The 21,698-nt window shown below is 50.3% G+C and carries 19 protein-coding genes and 1 riboswitch; of the genes, 10 read left to right on the top strand and 9 right to left on the bottom strand.

What is annotated here, in order from left to right:
* Positions 1 to 12: 12 nt before the first annotated feature.
* The 7 genes from ASG33_RS25965 to ASG33_RS16120 all read left to right on the top strand — a co-directional run bounded on the left by ASG33_RS25965 (position 13) and on the right by ASG33_RS16120 (position 9,303).
* Positions 13 to 195, top strand: a complete 183-nt coding sequence (locus ASG33_RS25965; RefSeq protein WP_200942790.1) for a hypothetical protein — start codon at positions 13 to 15, stop codon at positions 193 to 195.
* 139 nt (positions 196 to 334) lie between these two features.
* Complete coding sequence (locus ASG33_RS16145) at positions 335 to 1,726, top strand: alkaline phosphatase (protein ID WP_056287425.1); 1,392 nt, start codon at positions 335 to 337, stop codon at positions 1,724 to 1,726.
* Between the two features lie 100 nt (positions 1,727 to 1,826).
* Positions 1,827 to 2,366: a RidA family protein gene (locus tag ASG33_RS16140; protein WP_056287423.1), complete on the top strand. Its 540-nt coding sequence runs from the start codon at positions 1,827 to 1,829 to the stop codon at positions 2,364 to 2,366.
* Between the two features lie 172 nt (positions 2,367 to 2,538).
* The gene (locus tag ASG33_RS16135) at positions 2,539 to 3,246 is read left to right on the top strand and encodes an RNA polymerase sigma-70 factor (protein WP_082489269.1); all 708 of its coding nucleotides are present in this window, start codon (positions 2,539 to 2,541) and stop codon (positions 3,244 to 3,246) included.
* Between the two features lie 46 nt (positions 3,247 to 3,292).
* Complete coding sequence (locus ASG33_RS16130) at positions 3,293 to 4,288, top strand: FecR family protein (RefSeq protein WP_056287421.1); 996 nt, start codon at positions 3,293 to 3,295, stop codon at positions 4,286 to 4,288.
* A gap of 45 nt (positions 4,289 to 4,333) precedes the next feature.
* Positions 4,334 to 7,672, top strand: a complete 3,339-nt coding sequence (locus ASG33_RS16125; RefSeq protein ID WP_056287419.1) for a TonB-dependent receptor — start codon at positions 4,334 to 4,336, stop codon at positions 7,670 to 7,672.
* A gap of 11 nt (positions 7,673 to 7,683) precedes the next feature.
* Positions 7,684 to 9,303, top strand: coding sequence for a RagB/SusD family nutrient uptake outer membrane protein (locus tag ASG33_RS16120; protein WP_082489268.1), 1,620 nt, complete (start codon positions 7,684 to 7,686; stop codon positions 9,301 to 9,303).
* On the opposite strand, the gene thiH is transcribed toward ASG33_RS16120, so the two are convergent.
* The 6 genes from thiH to ASG33_RS16090 all read right to left on the bottom strand — a co-directional run bounded on the left by thiH (position 9,293) and on the right by ASG33_RS16090 (position 15,706).
* Complete coding sequence (thiH, locus tag ASG33_RS16115) at positions 9,293 to 10,420, bottom strand: 2-iminoacetate synthase ThiH (protein WP_056287413.1); 1,128 nt, start codon at positions 10,418 to 10,420, stop codon at positions 9,293 to 9,295. The two genes, ASG33_RS16120 and thiH, sit on opposite strands and share 11 nt — an antisense overlap.
* The gene (locus ASG33_RS16110; protein WP_056287412.1) at positions 10,410 to 11,177 is read right to left on the bottom strand and encodes a thiazole synthase; all 768 of its coding nucleotides are present in this window, start codon (positions 11,175 to 11,177) and stop codon (positions 10,410 to 10,412) included. Before ASG33_RS16110 ends, thiH begins: the two co-directional genes overlap by 11 nt.
* On the bottom strand, positions 11,171 to 12,361 hold the full coding sequence (locus ASG33_RS25605) for a thiamine phosphate synthase (protein ID WP_082489267.1): 1,191 nt from the start codon (positions 12,359 to 12,361) through the stop codon (positions 11,171 to 11,173). The genes ASG33_RS16110 and ASG33_RS25605 overlap by 7 nt, the downstream gene beginning before the upstream one ends.
* Positions 12,362 to 12,363: 2 nt before the next feature.
* On the bottom strand, positions 12,364 to 14,247 hold the full coding sequence (thiC, locus tag ASG33_RS16100; RefSeq protein WP_056287410.1) for a phosphomethylpyrimidine synthase ThiC: 1,884 nt from the start codon (positions 14,245 to 14,247) through the stop codon (positions 12,364 to 12,366).
* A gap of 82 nt (positions 14,248 to 14,329) precedes the next feature.
* Positions 14,330 to 14,533, bottom strand: a complete 204-nt coding sequence (gene thiS / locus ASG33_RS16095) for a sulfur carrier protein ThiS (RefSeq protein WP_056287409.1) — start codon at positions 14,531 to 14,533, stop codon at positions 14,330 to 14,332.
* Positions 14,534 to 14,602: 69 nt separating this feature from the next.
* Positions 14,603 to 14,698: riboswitch (TPP riboswitch) on the bottom strand.
* A 117-nt stretch (positions 14,699 to 14,815) separates the two neighbouring features.
* Positions 14,816 to 15,706 carry a response regulator gene (locus tag ASG33_RS16090; RefSeq protein ID WP_056287407.1) on the bottom strand — a complete coding sequence of 297 codons (891 nt, stop codon included), beginning with the start codon at positions 15,704 to 15,706 and terminating at the stop codon, positions 14,816 to 14,818.
* Between the two features lie 331 nt (positions 15,707 to 16,037).
* Here ASG33_RS16090 and ASG33_RS16085 point away from each other — a divergent pair, with 331 nt between their 5' ends.
* Together ASG33_RS16085 and ASG33_RS16080 are read left to right on the top strand one after the other, a co-directional pair.
* Positions 16,038 to 16,574, top strand: coding sequence for a hypothetical protein (locus ASG33_RS16085; RefSeq protein ID WP_157474812.1), 537 nt, complete (start codon positions 16,038 to 16,040; stop codon positions 16,572 to 16,574).
* Between the two features lie 121 nt (positions 16,575 to 16,695).
* The gene (locus tag ASG33_RS16080) at positions 16,696 to 17,811 is read left to right on the top strand and encodes a hypothetical protein (protein ID WP_056287402.1); all 1,116 of its coding nucleotides are present in this window, start codon (positions 16,696 to 16,698) and stop codon (positions 17,809 to 17,811) included.
* A 74-nt stretch (positions 17,812 to 17,885) separates the two neighbouring features.
* Here the strand turns inward: ASG33_RS16080 and ASG33_RS16075 are convergent, their stop codons facing one another.
* Positions 17,886 to 18,494, bottom strand: coding sequence for a hypothetical protein (locus ASG33_RS16075; RefSeq protein WP_056287400.1), 609 nt, complete (start codon positions 18,492 to 18,494; stop codon positions 17,886 to 17,888).
* A 213-nt stretch (positions 18,495 to 18,707) separates the two neighbouring features.
* On the opposite strand from ASG33_RS16075, the gene ASG33_RS16070 reads away from it, so the two are divergent.
* On the top strand, positions 18,708 to 19,682 hold the full coding sequence (locus tag ASG33_RS16070; protein WP_082489266.1) for a sugar phosphate isomerase/epimerase: 975 nt from the start codon (positions 18,708 to 18,710) through the stop codon (positions 19,680 to 19,682).
* 73 nt (positions 19,683 to 19,755) lie between these two features.
* Here ASG33_RS16070 and ASG33_RS16065 read toward each other — a convergent pair whose 3' ends face one another.
* Both ASG33_RS16065 and budA read right to left on the bottom strand, forming a co-directional pair.
* On the bottom strand, positions 19,756 to 20,766 hold the full coding sequence (locus tag ASG33_RS16065) for an alpha/beta hydrolase (RefSeq protein ID WP_056287399.1): 1,011 nt from the start codon (positions 20,764 to 20,766) through the stop codon (positions 19,756 to 19,758).
* Between the two features lie 40 nt (positions 20,767 to 20,806).
* Positions 20,807 to 21,622, bottom strand: a complete 816-nt coding sequence (gene budA / locus ASG33_RS16060) for an acetolactate decarboxylase (RefSeq protein WP_229238676.1) — start codon at positions 21,620 to 21,622, stop codon at positions 20,807 to 20,809.
* Positions 21,623 to 21,698: the final 76 nt, after the last annotated feature.

Below are 21,698 nucleotides of genomic sequence, written 5' to 3'. Positions count from 1 at the left end.
TCGGAACAACCGATGGCCAGCTGCTTTTTCTGCGGAGGCGCCGGACCAGAATCGATCATCGAACTGCAGTTCAAAAACAAAAAACAGAAGTTCAAGACCGATGCTGTCAAGTTTGTAAAAGGAAAGCTGCTACTGAACCCGACTGACGTGGAACATTTGAATTATATCTTGACTGAGGCGGAAGTAGTGAATTAGGAATTGATTGATTGCCAAAGCCGGTCCGGAAAATCTTAACAAATACATAATCGCCCATTTTCCTTCTGTTTACATTCAAATCCGTCCTTTGCGGCTGCGTTGACGCATTGTAGCCAATGCATTTACATTTACTCAGGAAATGAAAAGAAGGGATTTTTTTACAAACAGCTCGGCGGCACTTTTGGCTGGTCCGGCATTGTTCGGCGGCAATAGCAAAACTTCGGCTCCCATTAAGAAAGGCAGCATAGCCAAGAATATCATCTTCATGGTCAGCGACGGTATGAGTACCGGTACGTTGAATATGGCCGACCTGTTGCTCAAACGCAAAGAAGGCCGCGATACCAGCTGGATGAAGCTGTACCTTGAACAAACCGGCAGCCGCGCATTCATGGAAACTTCTTCTTCCAATGCATTGGTAACCGACTCAGCAGCAGGCAGCTCGGCTTGGGGCGGCGGCAAAAAAGTACCGAACGGAAACCTGAATGTGAATGCCGACGGCAGCTTCAATAAGCCCATTCTTCAAAAATTCAAGGAGGCAGGCAAGTCGGTAGGCTGTGTTACTTCAGTGACGATCACCCACGCGACGCCGGCGGGTTTTTGCATTAATAACAAATCGCGGGGAGACGAATCGGAAATTGCGTCGCAATACCTGGATCTCAAATTTGATGTGATGATGGGCGGAGGCGCAGAGTTTTTTGAAGCGGAAAAGCGCAAAGACAAAGCCGACCTTTTTGCAGATTACACAAAAGCGGGTTACACCATAGCCCGTGACCGGAATGCGATGCAGGCGCTCAACAACATTCAAAAGCCCATTCTCGGTGTTTACTGTGAAGGCGCACTTCCCTATTCCCTCGACACGTTCGAAAATAAGGACCTTCAACAAAAAGTACCTACCCTCGCAGAAATGACGGCCAAAACGCTGGAACTGGTCTCCAAAAATCCGAAAGGATTTGCGGTCCAGATTGAAGGCGGGAAGGTAGACTGGGCGGCGCATTCAAATGACGCCGGCGGCTTGCTGTACGATCAGATCGCATTCGATGAGGCGATCAAAGTAGCACTTGATTTCGCTGCAAAAGACAAGGAGACACTCGTGATCATCACCACAGATCACGGCAATGCAAATCCCGGATTGTTTGGCAGCGACAAGCAATTTGATCTTTTTCAAAAATTCAGACATACCAACAACTGGATCCTGGGTGACCTGAAAGAAATCCCAACGGCCGCACAGCTCACCGAGCGCATTGAGTTCGCACAAGGGTACGCGATCAAGCAGGCGGAAGCTGAAAAACTGATCGGATTGTTGGGTGATAAAAACGAAAAAGGACTCTATATCACCAATAAGAAGCTTTTCCGGGAGCTCGGCGCTATCCAGAGCAGCTATACCGGAGTGGGCTGGGCCGGAATGGACCATTCCGCCGATTATGTGGAACTCGCCATGTTCGGTCCCGGCAGCGAAGCGCTGAAACCTTTCGTACTGAACACAGAACTGCACAACTTTATGCTTGAAAAAACAGGAATAGCAAAAGTTTAAAATGCAATAATACCGGCCGCATTTCACCAGAAATGCGGCTTTTTCTATGTTTGAAGCATAAAACAGGCTAATTTTGACGATCATACCTTAATTGTTGATCATGTCAAAAACCGCTTCCAAGATTATCCTCGCCTTTATACTGGCCGTATTTGCAAGTCCCTCATTCGCGCAGTCACGCCCCGACGTGGAGAAAAAGCTGACAGAAATGGGCATTACCCTGCCCAAGCTGAATGCTTCCAAAGGTAACTTGCTGCGTGCTGTCCGCGTGGGCAACCTGGTGTACCTGTCGGGCCACGGACCAGACAAGCCCGGTGGCGGACAGATCCTCGGCAAAGTGGGCGATGACCTGACGGTGGAGCAGGGAAAAGAAGCTGCCAAACTTTGCGGTATTGCACTGCTGGCTTCCCTGAAATACGAAATTGGCGATTTGAATAAGGTTAAACGGGTTGTTAAAGTACTCGGAATGGTCAATTCAGCGCCTTCACTCACGCAGCAGCCGCAGGTAATCAATGGTTTTACCGACTTTATGGTCGAGGTTTTTGGTGAAAGTGGCAAGCATGCCCGCTCGGCTGTCGGTGTAGCATCGCTTCCTTCGGGTATTGCGGTGGAGATTGAAATGATCGTGGAAGTGGCTCCCTAACCAGCTGTATATACTTTCCAAAACGCCCTGGTCTGCGATCCGGGCGTTTTGCATTAAAGGCCGGCAAGCTACTTTCGGGCAAAAAATGATTTTACAGAAAAATATTTCGTGAGCGGCTAGGTAATTAGTTTTGGCTGTCTGTCATATCAATACAGAGCCAAATAATTGCAATATGGGTGGATTTACCAGGCCGGATCATTCAGAAGACGAAGAAAGCAGCCGCTTCGGCGCGGGCAATGCGGCTACGCGTGCAGGTAACGGAGGCGGGCTGTCGGACGGCGAGTTCTTCATCCGGAAAACCTTCGAAACCGACGTGCAGAAAGGTTGCGAGCTGCTTTTTCAGAGATACTACAAGCCGATGTGCAGCCACGCGGTGCGTTTTGTTTATTCCAAAGATATTGCCGAGGATATTGTCGCCGAGATCTTCTGCAATTTCTGGGACAATGAATCCTATCAAACCGTGCATTCGTCATTCGGCGCATACCTGTTCGGTTCGGTACGAAACCGCTGCTTCAACTACCTGCAAAAAGAGCAGAACAAAACGCTTTCGCTCGACGCGATCGGTGAAAACGATCCTGTCCATTCCATTCTGCCCGAGAAAATCATGCAGTACGAAGAGCTTTACCAGCAGGTAAATACGCTGGTAACCAGCCTCTCGCCCCAATGCCAGAAGGTATTTATCATGAACCGTTTCGAAGGAAAAGCCGGCAAGGAGATTGCCGCGGAGCTTAGTCTTTCTACCCGCACGGTTGAAGCGCACATTGCCAAGGCACTTTCCATTTTGAGGAACGGCCTGCGGCATTACTGGACCGAGATCCTGCTGCTCGCGCAATCGGGGATCCTGATGAAAGAATTTGAAAATATTTTAACCAGTCTTTAGGTAATCACTTCTTCCTGTCTGTCAGTCAGGTTATCCATACCATGCCATGTCATTAATCAACAAATCATTCCTATTCGAACATTTCGCCGGCCGGACTTCTCCATTGCAAAAGAAGCTCATTGAAGAATGGCTGCAATCGGAGGCGGCCCGTGAGCAGTTTTACAGCTGGCTTGCCGAATGGGAGACTACTTTTCCGCTCTACGATCCGGAGCTCGCCGCGCCGCTGGAACGTTTCAGCGCGTATATGCGCACGCCGCGTGAGGCTGCTCCTGCCGGAGATCTGAAACCTGCGGCCCGCCGGTCTGCGTTTACTGGGTACCGTTTCGCTGCCGTTATCGCATTATTACTGGCCGCATTTGCCGGCTGGCTGGGCCGCGATCACCTGGTATATGCGCATTACCATGCCGATTTTGGTAAAACAAACACCATACTGCTCACCGACGGAAGCCGTGTTACCCTGAATGCGAATTCTGTATTGCGCGTTCCCCGCTGGACTTTCGGGAATTCCAACCGGAACGTGTACCTGGAAGGTGAAGCGGAGTTTTCGGTCAGGCATTTGCCCGATCACCAGCTTTTTGAGGTGCATACCATGGACAATGCGCTGGTGACTGTGCTCGGTACAGAGTTTACGGTTTATACCCGAGAGAAACATACAAATGTGGTCCTCAATAAAGGAAAAGTACGGTTGTCCCCTCCCGCCCGCGGCCAGTCGCACACAATGGTACCCGGCGAGCGCGCCACGATTGACACCGGTGGCAAGATCAAAGTAGAAAAGCTGACCGCCGCCCAGCTCGAAGCCGGACTTGCATGGAAACAGCACCGCTTCATTTTTGATAATACGCCGCTGAGCGAAGTGGCCGAGCGTATCCGGGAAGTATTTGGCGTGCAGGTGCAGATTGCCGACAAAAACCTCGCTATACGTACTGCCACAGGCTCTTTCCCTGCTGAAAGTGCCGAGGAGCTGCTGACCAATATGTCGGTGATGTACGGCTTTGAAATCGTTAAAACCAAGAAGCAATTACAGATTATTCCTATTCCCTGATCCTTTCCATTTCATCCTAACCAACCCTTAAACAACCCACTGATTATGCATAAAAGACTACATTTGGTCCGGCGGCTATTCCTTTTGCTTGCAGTCAGTACATTACCTACCCTGGTATCGGGCCAGCTGCTGGCCAAGCTGAAAAGTCACCCGGCCCAGCAACGCGTCGAACCTCAGCGGGCTATGTCGCTGAAAGACATGCTGCTGCTGTTGAAAGACAGGTACCACGTGGACCTTCTGTTTGAAGAAAAGATATTGCCGGAAGTACTTGTGCCGGGCAATGCGATCCGCTCGGGTGTATCTTTTGAAAGTAACCTGAAAACGCTGCTGCAATCCACAAGCATCGGGTTTATGAAGGTAAAAAAGGGCACTTACATGCTGGTTGACCAGCGTAAAAGCAGGGATTTCATGAAACCTGCGCCTTTGAGCCCGCAGCAGAAAGAAACGCAGCCACAAACTTTCCCCGCCATTCCGGCGCGTCCGGAGCCGGCAGCTGCATCCGTTCCTGAAAAAGCACGGGTTACTGCGGACAATATCACGATTAAAGGAAAGGTATTCGACACGCACGAGCCGCCGCGCGAGCTGCCTGGCGTTACGATCGCTGTAAAAGGCACTACCGACGGTGCTTCGACAGACGAAAACGGCTACTTCGCTATTGATGTTCCCAGGGATGCAATACTGGTATTTTCAATGGTAGGCCACAAGAGCGTGGAGCATCTTGCCAAATCTGCCAATTCCAACCTGATCATCGCATTGCAGGAAGAAGTAGCCAGCCTCGACGAAGCGATTGTAGTCGGACAAACCGAGCAGAAGAAAAAGCACATTGCCGGTTCAATCTCTTCCCTGAACGTAGCTTCGCAAATCAGTGGAAAACCCATTACTACACTCTCGCAGTCGCTGCAAGGTGGTGTAACCGGCTTGCAGGTGCAGCAAAGCTCGGGTATGCCGGGCGGTGATGCGGCGGCGATCAAGATCAGGGGGATCAGTACACTCGGCAACTCCAATCCATTGATCCTGGTAGACGGTATCCCCATGGATATGAACCACATAGATCCGGTTACCGTGGAAAGTGTGACCGTTTTGAAAGATGCGGCAGCTTCGGCAATGTATGGCGCGAGAGCCGCGAACGGGGTGATCCTGGTAACTACCAAAAGGGGAACGCCGGGCAAGATCAGCGTGACTTACGACGGATATGTGGGCAGCCAGTCCCCTACTTACCTGCAGGAGCTTGTGGATGCACCGCAGTACATGCGGATGTACAATGAAGCGCGCGTCAACTCGGGTAACCAGCCTTTTTACTCCGAGGATGTGATCAGCAAAACCCAGGACGGCTCCGACCCTATCCTGTACCCGAACACCGATTGGGTCGACCTGATCGTGAAAGAAAACTCACCCATTACCAGCCATTCAATCTCACTTGACGGCGGTAATAACCTGGCGCGGTTTGCGGTGACAGCCAACTATATGTTTCAGGATGGAATGATCCCCCTGAACAAAATGAACCGTTTTAATATCCGCGCGAATACCTCCATTACCGTCAACAAAAGCTTTGTTTTTGATGTAGATCTGTTAGCCATAAAAAGAAATACCCGCAACAACTTCCGGCCCGACGAAGGTTCAGGCTTTGGTAACCGGATACTGGAAGATGTGTACAGGGTACCTCCTACCATTTTACCAAAATACCCTGAAAAAAACGGCAGGACCATGTACGGCCGCTATGCAGACATTGTGAATCCGCTGGCCTATGCTGAGAAAGGTGGGTACCGCGACTTTGAAAGTGCTCAGGCGATGATCAATATGCAGCCTAAATGGGAAGTTTTCCCGGATTTCAATCTCAAAGGACAATTCAGCTTCCGGCTGAACAGCGACCAGCGCCGCTCAGTGGCAGATGCTTACAACTTCTTCGACTACGGCACCAACCAGCTTGTGCAAAGCTGGGGTGTAACGCGCTCGGGCACTTTCGAAAGAGCTACTTACATGTACCTGGCGGCCAATGCGGATTACACTTTCACCCGTAACGATCACCGGCTCTACGCATTTGGCGGGTTTTCAACTGAAAAGAACAGTGCAGGATCATGGGATGTAAATACAATGGTTTCGGGTTATACGAAGCTGAACTATTCTTACAAAGACAAGTACCTGATCGAGGCGACTGCGCGCGCGGATGGTTCGTCCAAATTCGGCCCTGGGCACAAATGGGGCTTCTTCCCTTCTACGGCGATCGGCTGGAATGTGCACCAGGAGGAGTTTATGAAAAACGTGAAGTTTGTCAACAACATGAAAGTGCGGGCGTCGTACGGATTGTTGGGAAATGAGAACATCGGGCTTTACCGCTACCAGACGCTTGTGCAGGGTACCAACGGATACGAAAACATCTGGGGCAATCCGGATATCACCTGGGAAACCGTCGGGCTTTTTGATGTTGGCCTCGACCTCGGACTGTTTGGTAACTCGCTTGAACTGATCTTCGATTATTATGACAAGATGACCAAAGACATTATCCTCAATCCGCAGGTTTCCTACGTGGGCGGAATGGGAAATGTGCCTATTAATGCAGGAAAGGTGAGAAACCGCGGCTGGGAAGTTTCGCTCAACTACTTCAAAGAACTTGGCTCTAACTGGAATTTGTCTGTAAAGCCGGGCGTCTCGTACAACAAAAACCGCATTATCAAACTGCAAAACGGTCCGTATCTCACCAGCACGTCAATCAACCAGGAAGGCAGTCCAATCAGCAGCATTTACGGCTACCGCAGTGCCGGGCTACTGCAGGAAAGCGATTTCAACAGTGAAGGAATGCCTTTACTGCCAACAGTAGTCGGTGCAAAACCCGGCGATATCCGGTATGTGGACCTGAATGGAAACGGACAAATCGACGCGCCGGATCAGGAAGCGATCGGCAACCCGGTACCGATGTTCAACTACTTTACCAACCTGCGGCTGGCTCACAAGAAATTTGATGTCGAAATACTGGTGCAAGGTACCGGCAAAAGCGATCAGCGGCTCACAGGAATGCTCGCCTACCCGCTCGACCAGACGGCAGACGGCGGTGTACCCACCATTTACTATTCGCAGCGCTACTGGACTCCCGAACGTACCAATGCAAGTTTCCCAAGGCTGTCCAACACGCCTGCCAACAACAAGCTTTCGTCCGATTTCTGGATCCAGAACGGAGCTTATTGTCGGGTGAAATACATTCAGCTGGGGTACAACCTGCCTGTGAATGCAGTACGCAAGGTAGGCGCGTCGGCTGCGCGGTTTTACCTGAATGCACAAAACCCCTTCGTCTTTACACCTATGAAGCTGATGGACCCGGAGAGTCTGGGTAACCAATGGACTTACGGCATTATGAAAGTGTACACGGTAGGTATCAACGTAAAATTCTGACAAATTCCAATATGAAACAGATAACTAGGATCTGCCTGACGCTGGTACTACTGACCGCATTCACCGGCTGCGAAGATTTTTTGACCCAAAATCACCCGACTGGTATAACAGATGATAAATTCTGGGAAACAGAGACCCACGCACGGGATGCTTTGAAAATCGTCTATGACGCATTGCCGGGTGGAACGAACGGTCGCGATATGCCGCTGAATACGAGCAATATCATGATTATCTCCGGCCTGAGCGACGAGGCCGTACACCGCGCCGACTACATTGGTGCCTATGAGGAATTTACACGCGGGGTACACAACAGCAACTGGAGTACTGCACTCTGGTTCTGGAGTTCCGACTTCTCGGGTACCCGACGCGCGAGCCGTTTTCTCGAACACGTTGATAAATGCTTTATGGACGAAGGCCTGAAAACGCGCATGAAGTATGAAGCGCGGGCATTGCGGGCTTACTATCACATGGAGCTGTTCCAGTTTTTCGGTGCAATTCCCATTGTAACGAAATCACTTACACCCAATGAAAATACGCTTTCACGCAATACCGAACAGGAAGTGTACGATTTCATTATCTCAGAACTGACCGAATGCGCCAAGAACCTGCCGGATACTTACACGAATGACGAGTTCTGGCGGGTAAACAGCTCGGCCTGCTGGACATTGATCGCGCGGCTTGCATTGTTTTACAAAGATTTTGAGTTGGCTAAAAATGCATCCAAAGCTGTTATCGATAAGAACATATACCAGCTTTACACCAGCAAAACCGCAGGGGCCAACCACCTTGCAGAGCTGTTTACCTACACGGGAATGCTCAACAACGAGCGGATCATGATTCGCCCGGGCGGTGCCAGCATTGCCTGGACGCGGTTTGCACCTTTTGGTATTGGCGGAGAAACTTACACTTCGCCAACCAGCACAGTAGTGGAGAACTGGGAAACCAGACAAGGAAAAACACTGGCCGAACTTGGCGCGGATTCATTGGCTATTTACCGTAAAAACCCGAATTACCGCAACAACCGCGACCCGCGACTGGTAGCTTCAGTCCTGTTCTCGGGACAGAACTTCGTTGACAATACCTACAAAGTAGATCCGTTTAACAGCTCTCCCACCAACCCCGACCGCATTGGTCTGGAAAAGTCGACTGCAACAGGTTACTGGATCAAGAAGTACCTCGACCCGCGTGACCGGCAGCCAAGAGGTGGCTCGCTGGACTTTATGATCGTCCGGTATGCAGAGGTATTGCTGAACTACGCCGAGGCATTGATTGAGTCCGGTGAATGGAACAATCCCGATGTGACGAAGTACATCAATATGGTAAGGAACCGTTCCAATATGCCCAATGTGGATGTTAAGGTGTACAATTCACAAGCCAAAATGCGCGAGCTGATCCGCCGCGAGCGCCAGGCCGAGCTGGCTTTTGAAGGACAGCGCTACTATGACATCCGGCGCTGGGGGATTGTTGATAAGGTAATGAACGGACAGGTTTACGGGGCTACAAACCCGGAAACGGGCGTGGCAGTAAAAGTCGAGGAACGGGCTTACAATCCGCAACGGGATTACCTCTGGCCCATTCCCCAAAGTGAAATCCTCGCCAATCCGAATATCAGACAAAATCCTAACTATTAGCCATACTGCCCTGCATATAAGTGTCCCAATCCTTCCAAACGGGCTCATAGCCGCTGTTTCGTATCACCCGGGCGATTTCCCCGGGTGAACGTTCGTCTGAGATCTCAAATTGTTCCAGCGAGCCCGCTTCCACCGCATAGCCGCCGGGGTTGGTCTTGGAACCCGCACTGATCGAGGTAATTCCCAGCTGAATGCAATGGTCGCGGAACTTCTCCGACTCCCGGGTTGAAAGGGAAAGCTCCACTTCTTCATTCATGATCCGGTAGGCACAAATAAGCTGAACCAGTTCCCTGTCCGACATTTCAACTTTTGGTTCGAGTCCGCCGGAGAATGGACGGAGGCGCGGAAAAGACAAGCTGTACCGCGTTTGCCAATATGTTTTTTCAAGATATTGAAGGTGCAATGCGGTAAAAAAGCTGTCTGTCCGCCAATCTTCCAACCCGATCAGCACACCCAATCCCATTTTGTGAATGCCCGCTTTGCCGAGCCGGTCGGGTGTTTCCAGCCTGTACAGGAAGTTGGATTTTTTGCCTTTGGGATGATGTTTACGGTAATCTTCCTGGTGGTAGGTTTCCTGGTAAACCAATACGGTATTCAGTCCCAGCGGAATCAGCTCTCCATATTCCTCGGTGTCGAGCGGCTGCACTTCCATCGAGATCATTGAGAAATGTGGCCGCAGCAGGCGCAGCACTTTTTTGAAATAATCCACGTGAACAGTCTGGTTTGCCTCTCCTGTTACCAGCAGCACATGTTCGTAGCCCAGCTTTTTGATCACCTCTGCCTCCTGCAAGATCTCAGCCTCCGAGAGTGTCCTGCGCCGAACCTTATTATCCAAACTGAATCCGCAATAGGTACAGATATTGGTACATTCATTCGAAAGATATAGTGGAATGTACATCTGAATAGTCTTGCCAAAACGCTTCTGAGTCAGCTTGCGGCTCAGCTGCGCCATAGGTTCAAGGTAGGCGGTAGCAGCAGGAGATATCAGCGCTTTAAAATCTTCCAGTGTTCGCTTTTCCGATAAAAGTGCCTTTTCTACATCCGAGGCGGTTTTTGCGTAAATACTGGCCTTCACCTCTTCCCACGGATGTTGCTCAAAAACTTGCTTAAAGCTCATCTAAAAACGCTGTTAACGGGCTGCTGGCAGAAGCCTGGCTTCCCTGTTTTCCTAATTTTGCTTCAAATGCCATTCTGCCTGCCTCTACGGCCATGCGGAAGGCACGCGCCATTTGTACCGGATCTCCGGCAGAGGCTATTGCTGTATTTACCAGCACTGCATCGGCTCCAATCTCCATTGCCCTGGCTGCGTCCGAAGGAGCCCCGATTCCCGCGTCGATCACCACGGGTACCTGGCTCTGTTCAATGATGATTTCGAGAAAGTCAATCGTCTTCAATCCTTTATTACTGCCTATCGGCGAGCCCAACGGCATTACGGCGGCTGCTCCTGCTTCTTCAAGCCGCTTGCAAAGCACCGGGTCGGCGTGTATGTAAGGAAGAATGACGAACCCAAGCTTTGCCAGCTCCTCTGTCGCTTTCAGTGTTTCAATAGCATCGGGCATGAGGTACTTGGGATCGGGATGGATTTCGAGTTTGAGCCAGTTTGTCTCCAATGCTTCCCGGGCGAGCTGCGCCGCGAAAACGGCTTCCCTGGCTGTCCTTACCCCGGAGGTATTGGGCAAAAGGTTGATTTGGGGATGATTTAAATGCAGGAGAATGTCATCCTGGCTACTATGAATATCCACGCGCCGTAAAGCGACGGTTGCCAGCTCGGAACCAGAGGCAAGCAGGGCTTCTTCCATGATTTGCGAAGAGCTGAACTTACCCGTGCCCGTAAAAAGGCGGGAATTGAATGTTTTATCTGCAATTTTCAACATAATGCTTTCTGAATTTGGTGAAAAATAACCTGCGGATCAGGCACATTGATAAGCGCCGACGACATAGCGACACCGTGTACTCCGGTTGCGAGCAAGGCCGGTACATCATCAGGAACAATGCCCCCGATCGCGATAATAGGTGTGTTGTATCCTGCCGCAGCCATTTTTTGCATCAGCGCACTGTAACCTTCCAGCCCGAGTACCGGACTGAGGTTTTGCTTGGTAGTAGTAAACCGGAATGGCCCCAGGCCAATGTAGTCACAACCCTCCTGCACGCGGAGAACGATATCTTCCCAGGTATTGGCCGTGCCGCCGATTACCATTCGGCTTCCCACCAATGCACGCGCCTGTGGAACAGCCATATCCGTGAGTCCAAGATGCAGCCCGTAGGCTTCCACTGCCTGCGCAACCCTTGGGAAATCATTAATGATCAGCTTCGCGCCATATCGGTCGCACAGCCGGGTAGCTTCCCAGGCGAGTTGCAGCACTTCCTCCTCGGGCTTGTTCTTCACGCGAAGCTGTATCCAGCGGCAACCCGCCTCCAAAGCCCTGCTGATACTATCCAGATGCGAGATCGCTCCATTTTCCTGAGAGATAAATTGCAGCCTGCCAATTCTGTTAAGAGAATTGTTGGGATCTAGCCAGATGCTGCCGAGGAGTGCGGCGCCATTGAAGCCCATTTGATATACAGCCTGCAATTTAGAGTCATTGATCCCGCCGATTGCGATTACTTCCCCTTTGAAACTGAGACGATCTAGCTTGAAATTCTCCGGCAATGCGGCGCGGTAATTTAGTTTTGAAATACTATCGAAAACCGGGCCTAAAAATGTGTAGCTGAATGCATTGGACAACCATGCCAGTTCATCAGGATTGTGAATGGAAGTACTGAGTGTAAAGCCTCGTAATTTTTGATCTTGAAGCAATTCTTCTGTCTGTTCCAAACGGAGCTGCTCCAGGAAATGCAGCCTTTTGATACCAAACTCCTCTGCGAGTTCATGGTGCTGGTGCAACGCGATCTTTGGATAGTTGACAGGATTGATGTCACGCAGCAGTGAGGCGAGCTCTTCCCTGCTACAATCTGGTTTCCGCAAATGCAGCAGCTGCATTCCCTGATCAAACAGCGCATTGATCCGTGCTGCTTCGTCCTCAAAGAAGTCGGGCCGGGATATGATGATGATTTTCATACTTATAAATAGATCTCGCTGCCTTTCTGTGCAAATTCACGTGCTTTCACCTGCATACCTTCTTCAATCGCTGTTTCGGTCAGCATTCCATTTTCTTCCGCATACTCGCGCACATCCTGCGTGATCTTCATGGAACAGAAGTTCGGACCACACATGGAACAGAAATGTGCGATTTTGGCGCCTTCGGCAGGTAATGTCTCGTCGTGAAACTCCCGGGCTGTGTCGGGATCGAGGGAGAGGTTAAACTGGTCTGCCCACCTGAACTCAAACCGCGCCTTGCTCAATGCATTGTCGCGGTACTGCGCGCCCGGGTGACCTTTGGCCAGATCCGCTGCATGCGCGGCAATCTTGTAGGTGATTACTCCGTCTTTCACGTCCTTTTTGTTGGGTAGCCCGAGGTGTTCTTTCGGCGTCACGTAACAGAGCATGGCGGTACCAAACCAGCCGATCATCGCGGCGCCAATGGCGGAGGTAATATGGTCGTAACCCGGTGCAATGTCAGTCGTAAGCGGCCCCAAAGTGTAAAAAGGTGCCTCGCTGCAATGTTCCAGCTGCTTTTCCATATTTTCTTTGATTAAATGCATCGGCACGTGGCCCGGACCTTCGATGATCGTCTGCACGTCGTGCTTCCAGGCGATTTTGGTCAGCTCGCCCAGTGTTTCCAGCTCTGCAAACTGCGCGGCGTCATTTGCGTCGGCAATGCAGCCCGGGCGCAATCCGTCACCCAGCGAAAAAGCCACATCATAAGCTTTCATGATCTCGCATATCTCCTCAAAATGCGTGTACAGGAAGTTTTCCTTATGATGTGCGAGGCACCATTTGGCCATAATGGAACCTCCTCTTGACACGATCCCCGTAATGCGCCTGGCAGTTAGGGGAATGTAGCGGAGCAAAACGCCGGCATGAATTGTGAAGTAGTCTACTCCCTGTTCCGCCTGCTCGATCAGCGTGTCCCGGAACAGCTCCCACGTCAGGTCCTCCGCTTTACCATTCACCTTTTCCAGCGCCTGGTAGATCGGCACGGTACCAATGGGCACGGGCGAGTTACGGATAATCCACTCGCGGGTTTCATGGATATTCTTGCCCGTTGACAGGTCCATGATCGTATCTGCACCCCAGCGGCACGCCCATACGGCTTTTTCCACTTCTTCCTCAATGCTCGACGACACCGCAGAGTTACCAATGTTGGCATTGATCTTCACCAGAAAGTTGCGCCCGATAATCATCGGCTCGCTTTCGGGGTGGTTGATATTGGAGGGGATCACAGCGCGCCCGGCTGCTACTTCCTGCCGTACAAACTCAGGGGTAATGAAAGATTGAGGGGTATTTGCGCCAAAGCTCTGACCTGGATGCTGATGTGACAATGCGCCTGCCCGTCCATTCATTTCACTAAAATACTGGTCGATCCGCTGGTTTTCACGAATGGCGATGTACTCCATTTCCGCTGTGATAATCCCCTTTTTGGCATAGTGAAGCTGCGATACGTTGCACCCGGACCTGGCGCGCAGCGGTTTGCTGACGTGTGCAAACCGCAGGTGATCGAGCTGAACATCGGACAGCCGCTGCCGCCCATAGCTGGAAGATATCGCTTCAAGCTGCTCTACATCCTGCCGCGCCCGGATCCATTCCGACCTGAGTTGCGGCAGGCCTTTTTTTACATCAATATCAATGTGCGGATCGGTGAAAGGGCCGCTGGTATCGTATACGGTTACAGGTGCATTAGGCTCCGTCGCGCCGGGCTTTCCGTGTATCCTGGTGTCGCTTAATGCAATTTCTCGCATTGCTACCGAAATGTTGTGCAGCTTGCCTGGCACATACACTTTACGCGAATTAGGAAAAGGAGTCCTCGTAACCACGCCGCTCTCAGGTGTTTTTTCAATTTTCATAACGTACAGGATTGGTGAACCGCGGCTGATCCAGAGCGGTTCGGGTGAATATTGGTAAACTGAATTTTGAAGAAACGGGCAGTTATCCTCCCTGGGTGGCTTTGATCAGGGTAATACGGTCGTGGGGCTGTAGCTTGCGGCGCTCCCATTCAGACCTTGCCAGCACGGACTGGTTGATCGCTACGGCAACGCCTTTCAGGCTGTCGGGAAAGAATCCTGACAATAGCTGATGCACCGAATAATGGTCGGGAATTTCGCAGGATTGATCGTTAACTGTGATTTCCATTCTGAAAAACGTTTTGTGAGAAAAACTTCAGGAATGGACCTTTATGGAAAGATTCATTGAGATACAATAGCAGTATCTCTTACTTTTCCCTTCGGCAGTACTAGCTGCATCAGGTTCAAAGGGTATTATCTCAGTCCGCATATCGGGACACCCCTAAAGTTTCGACAAAACTATCTGAAAATGCGGCTTATCAAAATTTTCAGAGAATAAAATGCCTGCCTGCAAACCGCTGCGGGCGAATGCAAGCGCCCATTTAACTGACTAAAAGGCTGATGAAAAGTACTAAACCCGCGCAGGCGACGAAATCGTATTCCACCAAAAGTCACACAGCTGGCGGAAGAGCTGCATGGATTCTCTCAGGTTTTTTCCCTTCATCACAAATGCATTCGCCTGATGGGAATAGCTTTCACGTATATCGACCGGGTTATCCGAAAAGCTGAAAACAACCACTGGTACAAACGGCAGCTCCTTCACAGAGCTTTTCATCGTACTCAGAAGATCAAGCCCCTGCTGTTTGGTAGGCAGATACAAGTCTAAAATGATCATGTCAATGGGAAACGGGGATACGTCGATGTTGTCGCGCAGGTACTCGCGTGCCGTACTATCGTCGCTGAAACGCGTGATATGTACATGCGGCAGGATCTTTCGTAAAGAAATATTCATCAGTTCCCAGTGGTCGTCGCTGTCTTCCACGATCAGGATGTTCTTGCCTTCGAGGTTTTCGGGCAATGCAACTTCCTCCTGTACAGGGTAACTGTTCAGAAAAGAAACGCTGATCGACTTGGCAAGTTTGCTGTACGCATTGTAGGATACCGGCTTTGTAATATAAGCATTGATCCCCTGGCGATAGGCTTTGAAAATCAGGTCCTGATTGGAGGAGGTCGACAACATTACGATGGGTACGTGCCGGAGTTTGCTGCTGCTCCTGATGACGGACAATGCTTCCAGACCGCTCATGCGCGGCATGTTCATATCCATGACGATCAATGCGGGTTCGTGCAGGCTGGCCGGGCGGTTCATCAGTTCAAGCAGCTCGACGCCGTCGTTCACTTCAATGATAGTGACGTCCTGCATCACCTGTTCAAGGGCTTCTTTAATGAGCATTCGATCATCCTCGTCATCATCAACAAGAAAGATGGATTTAGGGGTTTCGAACGTGGGAATACCCGTCATGATGATTGGTTAATAGTTTTGGTGATGTAGCGTAACGGCCGCAAAAGTATGAAAAAAGGGAATCTGATGTTACTTCGGCTGTCGGCTGTCGGCTTTCGGCTTTCGGCTGTTAGCTATTAGCTGTTAGCTATTAGCTGTTGGCTATTAGCTGTTGGCTATTGGCTGTTGGCTATTGGCTGTTGGCAGCGTAATTCAAAAAAAGCCGAAGTCTGAAAGCCGATAGCCGAAGTATACCAGCAAACAGCTAACAGCTAATACCTAAGCCCCAATAAACATTCTCCCATTTTTTTATACATTTGAAAGATCAATCCCTTTCAATTTGAACCGGCTTTTGTCACTTCTGCTGTTTGGTCTGCTGCTGTATAATACAGCGGGCTATTCGGTTGTGTACCTGCTGGAAGAAACACCGGCGATGTCGGGCGGCGGCGGGAACTACGCCGCGCAGGGTGGTTTTGGCGGGGATATCGTGATCAAAGTGCCTGTGAATGTGCCTTATCAGGTCAGCTGGGACAATGCGGAGCCTGTCGAGGGTGAAATCCGGCATAAGGGGCTGCATTACCAGATGAAGACCAAGCAGCTGATCAATGATACGCTCTACGTACACTGCGAATTTGACCAGAATGCGCGTGACCGTTACACTGCATTAGTGTCGCGGATCCAGGATGAGATTGCGGGAGCGCGGCCGCAAAAAGGCCCTCGTTCCGTTATCCTCAAATCCTTCCTTAAAGATTATCTTGCCAATAACAGAAAGCACATTTTCTACATCCTGGAATGGATTCCGGCTGGTGTGCAGATCAGTGACAATTATCTGCTTTCGGCAGGTTGCCCTCCGGTGGCCCCCCTTTGCCCCCCTCCCGATCAGGCATAAGCCCCTTTTTAATTTTTACACAAAACATCCGGCAGACCAGGTAACATGGCGGCATTGCGCCCGCTTTGAGTTTCCGTGGCTGTCGTGTTAAAATCTCCTATCCGGCTTATTCCATTCAAACATGAAAAAACATATATACCTCGCGTTCGCATTGTTGTTTGCTTCTTTCGTTTCCTTCAACGCTCATGCACAAGGCTGTGTGGCGATTCGGAGCACCGGAAATGCCTGCATGCTCGCTCACGCAGACAGTACCGACCACCCGCAATGGGTTTTGACCACCAGCGCACGCTACTTCAAATCGTTCCGCCATTATTCGGGTACCACCGAGAACAAAGAGCGGCTCGTGCAGCATACGGAAGTGATTAACCATACTGCATCGCTGGACATCAACCTGACGCGGATTTTAAATGATCGCTGGTCCATTATGATCGACTTACCGATTATTTCCAATGCGCGTTCCTCGCTTTACGAGCACGGCTTGATCAATGGCGCCAACAAATTCAATCAGCGTCACAGCATGCATTCTTTCGGTATCGGCGACTTGCGCGTGGCGGCTTACCGGTGGCTTTTTGATCCTAAAACAAGTGCGCGCGGTAATGTTCAGCTGGGTTTGGGTATCAAGCTGCCGACCGGCGATTATAAATACGAGGACTACTGGTACAATGTGGGCCCGAATGGAAGTAAAGAGCTTCGCCCGGTAGACCAGTCCATTCAGCTGGGCGATGGCGGAACCGGCTTTACAGTGGAGGCAAATACCTATTATAACCTCACGCACAACTTCGGCGTGTACGGAAACTTCTATTACCTGATCAATCCACGCGAGCAAAACGGGGTGAGAACTTACCGTGAGACGCTTTCTCCCAGACTTGCCAACGAGGCAATTATGAGCGTTCCTGACCAGTATATGGCACGTGGTGGCGTCAGCTACGCGATAAACGGACTTGTACGCGGACTGACAGCGGCAGCGGGCGCGCGCCTCGAAGGTATACCCGTGCACGATCTCGTGGGTGGAAGCGGTGATTTCCGCAGACCAGGATATGTGTGGAGCATTGAACCGAGTATCAGCTACTCTTCCGGAAAATTCGGCTTTTTCGTGAGTGTGCCGGTGGCATTATCTCGCAACCGTACGCAGAGCGTAACTGACAAAGCTTATTCAGCGGCCACAGGCACATTTGCAAGGGGCGACGCTGCATTTGCCGATTACTCTGTGAATGCAGGGATTTCGTTTAAGTTTTGATTTTATCAAAACCAAACAAAAGTGCCGCGTGGTCAGAAACCACGTGGCACTTTTGTTTGAGGCTGGCTTTGCAGCTATTTGGAAGCTTCTTTTTGCAGGATCTGAATGGAGCCGCCGGAACTGTATCCTGAAAATTGAATGAACACATGGTCGCCGGTCTTTCTCCTGATCGCGTATACTCTCACGAGCGTATTGGCATAATCAATGGACCCTTCTTCTCCGAAATAGCTGGCTTCATCTTTGATCCGGTTCAGCTCTGAAGGCGCTACTTTTCCACTAAAAATCAGCACGCCACCAGCGGCGATGATCTGCTCGCGATAGGTTTTTTCAAAATACGGAAGTGACCATTCCTTTCCTTCCACGCTGGTCAGAAATGCTTTGTAAACGTGGCCTTCAACGGGGATCATCACTCCTTTGTAGGGAAAAAAGAGCCTGTCAAACTCACGTGTAAGTGGTTTGTTGAGCGTAGTGATGTTTGCAGGAAGCTTCAAAAAGGGAAATTCTCCCAGTTCTTTCTCGCTGAAAGGAATTTTTGACAAATCAATGGAATCAGGTACCGTTTGCCGGTGATCTGCCACCAATTCCGTGTGATTGAACGGTGCCTGCTCTGCCTGCACAGAATGGACGTATGTGGCTAGTAACAAGGCATTTGATGCAAGAAATACTGCTTTTTTAATTTTCATGACGAATTGGCTAAGTAACTGTTTGAGGACAATTATAGATATTTTAGCCTGAATTGTATTCCGTTTCAGCGCCACAGTTCCTTACCAACCTTCATTTCAGTTGCCGCGATCGTCTCTGTCCAGCAGCTGCATTCATTTTTTTATACGAATTGAATTTACATTATTGCAAAACAGAATTCCTGATCCTATTGCTTACCACCAACCTTTTTAACAATGGAAAATTTTACAGCTTCTGAAACGTCGGATTCAAGAAGGGACTGGCTTAAAAAATCGGCTGCGATGGCGGCTGGTGTACTGACGGGAACGGTGGCAATGGCGGCACCTGAGAAAAAGCCGGTTGTGACCAGAAGATTGCCTATCGCAGTTTCCAGCTACTCTTACTGGCCACTGACAGGTACCAAATACCCGATCGAAAAAGTGATCGAAAATGCAGCCAGGATCGGGTTTGACGGCGTGGAAGTACTCCACCGCCAGATGACTGAAGATTCGGTGGCTTACCAGAACAAATTAAAGCGGCTTGCATTTGACAGCGGCCTCGCCATGCCCCTGCTATCCATTCACCAGAATTTTCTGCAACCTGATGTAGCCAAGCGGAAAGCGGATATCGAGCATACTTACAAATGCATCAATATTGCCTCGCAAATGGGTATTCCCTGCGTGCGCATGAACACGGGCTCCTGGGGCACCATTAAAAACAAACGCCAGACCGACTACTATACCCATGGCGTAGAGCCGCCCATTGAGGGATACACTGATGAAGACGGGATCAAATGGACCATCGACGGAATGGGCGAATGCCTCCAATACGCCGAAAAAGCGGGGATCGTACTTGCCCTGGAAAACCACTGGGGACTGTCTTCCAACATCGAGTACCTACTCAGAATGTACAATGCGCTGAAAAGCTCCCCTTCCATGGGACTGAATGTGGACACCGGCAATTTCGTGGGTGAACCTTATGCCGGACTCGAAAAGCTGGCGCCTTATGCTACCATTGTTCAGGCCAAAACCTACTATGGCGGCGGGACGTTTTATGATAAGGAAATGGATTATACGCGCATCGGCAAGATATTTCAGAAGGCGAACTACAAAGGTTTTGTATCGCTCGAAATGGAGGGCAAGGAAAACCCGGAAACTTCGGTGCCTAAGAGTCTTGAACTGCTCCGAAAAGCATTCACATTCACTGCCTGAGCGCTCTGACCATCACTCACAAAAAAGCCGGAGGTACCTGGGGTACTTCCGGCTTTTTTGTGGGTTAACACACTTACTTCACCGTTCTTTTCGCCCAGTTGAAAATCGTTGAATATACCTCTTCTCTCACAGGCTTTCGCGAAAGAACGAGATCGTGCATGCCGCCGGGTACCGCCTGAATGCTGTACTGCCCCACGATATTCTGCGCGCGCCGGGCCACTTCATTCACGTCCAGCACTGCGTCGCCATTGAAAAACAGGTCGCTCCATTTCTTTTCGTCGATGGATTTGGAAGCATGCAGTACGAGCACCGGTTTGTCGATCTGCAAGCCTTGCAGCAACTTTTCCTGCGCCAGATGCACCGCGCGCACCCAGCCAAAGTTGACCGGCGGCGCAATGAGCGGCTTAAAGCCGAGGCTGTATGCCCATTCACCGTGGTAATCTTTATGCAGGCTTTCTCCATAAAGTGGATTGATCCCGAGATCGATACCCGTTTCCGGATGTTTTTCGGCGCGTTTGATCATCAACGGAAGCGCTGTTTTTTTCAGTCCTGATTTGATGTTTAATGCAAATAGCGGACTGTTCAGCAGCACTGCGTCAAACTGCTCGCGTCCGTTCCGGGCGTCTGCATACACAGACACGATCAACCCGCCGAGCGAATGCCCCATTAAAAGTACCTTATCATTTCCCTCGCTGTGCATGATGTGCAGGGTAGTATCAATGTCGGGAAAGTACTCAGACAATTCTCTTACGTTATTAAACTTCTGGTGCGCGAGCCAGGAGCGACCGTATTTCCGCAGGTCGACTGCATAAAAGTTGTAGCCTTCTTTGAGAAAGCGCTCTGTCATTTCTTCCTGGAAAAAGTAATCGTTGAATCCGTGCACGTACAAAACGGCCTTGCTGCTCTTCGGAGTTGCCAGTTTCCGGATGATCGTGCAGGTTACACTACCTTCATAGTCGGCGGGCTGTACAATGGTGGCCTGTTTGAATTCTTTCCCAAGTATATCTCCGAAATAAGTAACCTGCCCGAACGCAGAGCAGGCGCTCAGTCCGATTAAAAGCAGGTATCCCGCAAATTTTTTCACTGGCTGTAAATTGAAAAATGAGGCATAAATATAGCTTCAACTATTCAATTTTCTTCAACTCTTCCCCGCGATCCGGTTTAAGGTTTACTGCCCGGAATTCGGGATTTGTGTTGTTTTCGATGACAAAGCCTTTTGCAATATCAACCTCAATGCGAACGGAACCCGTGGTAAACTTGAATATGTGTCCGCCCGCTTTCATATCGCCCGACAGGTAATGCAGGTGAAAGCCCGGCACATTGGTCCTGGCGAGGTACGGAGGCAGCAGAAATCCGTTGCAGGTACCTTGCGTGTTTTTGATTTCAAACACCGCCTGGTTTGTTTTCAAATGCTGGGTCAGTGTATGATAAGGAGGCTTGGCTGGCCGCGCGGCGCGGGTTGTCATCGTCGTGAAGTTACCTGTGATCCGCAGCGCGTATATACCATTGGGATTAAGGATTTTGAGTAAATGCTCCTGTACATTTTCATAGCTCAGGTTCTCGCCGGTAAGTGTGATGACGGTATCTGCTTTGAAGTATTTGACAAATGCGGCTGAGGTACTGTCTGCATCGCTTACTTCACTCACGGAGCCGTCGAAGGATACTTTATACACCCGGCCCTTGTCCATGATCAGCTCACCGTCGACTTTATTGAAGGTACCTACCCCAAAGTCGCCGCGCGTTTTCAAACCGGCGATATTCAGGTCTCCGTCAAATACGCCCGCCATTAATGCATCGATGATGGAATACTGGTACATGAGGTCTTCATTTTGCAGGTTCTGCAGTCCGCGCCGGGTGGAATTTTTAGCAACCTGGCAGCCGCCGCAAACGAGCAGAAGCAATGCAAATGAGAAAAAGATGGTCTTGGAGAAAGGGTTCACAGATGTGTTTGGGTAGATGAATTGAATATAACCTAAATACGGCAGCAGCCCTGCTTTACTTACCTGACTGGCTTTA

Source organism: Dyadobacter sp. Leaf189 (assembly GCF_001424405.1).
Taxonomy (GTDB): domain Bacteria; phylum Bacteroidota; class Bacteroidia; order Cytophagales; family Spirosomataceae; genus Dyadobacter.
The sequence above is the reverse complement of the archived record's forward strand: the minus strand, read 5'-3'. Positions and strand labels throughout refer to the sequence as shown.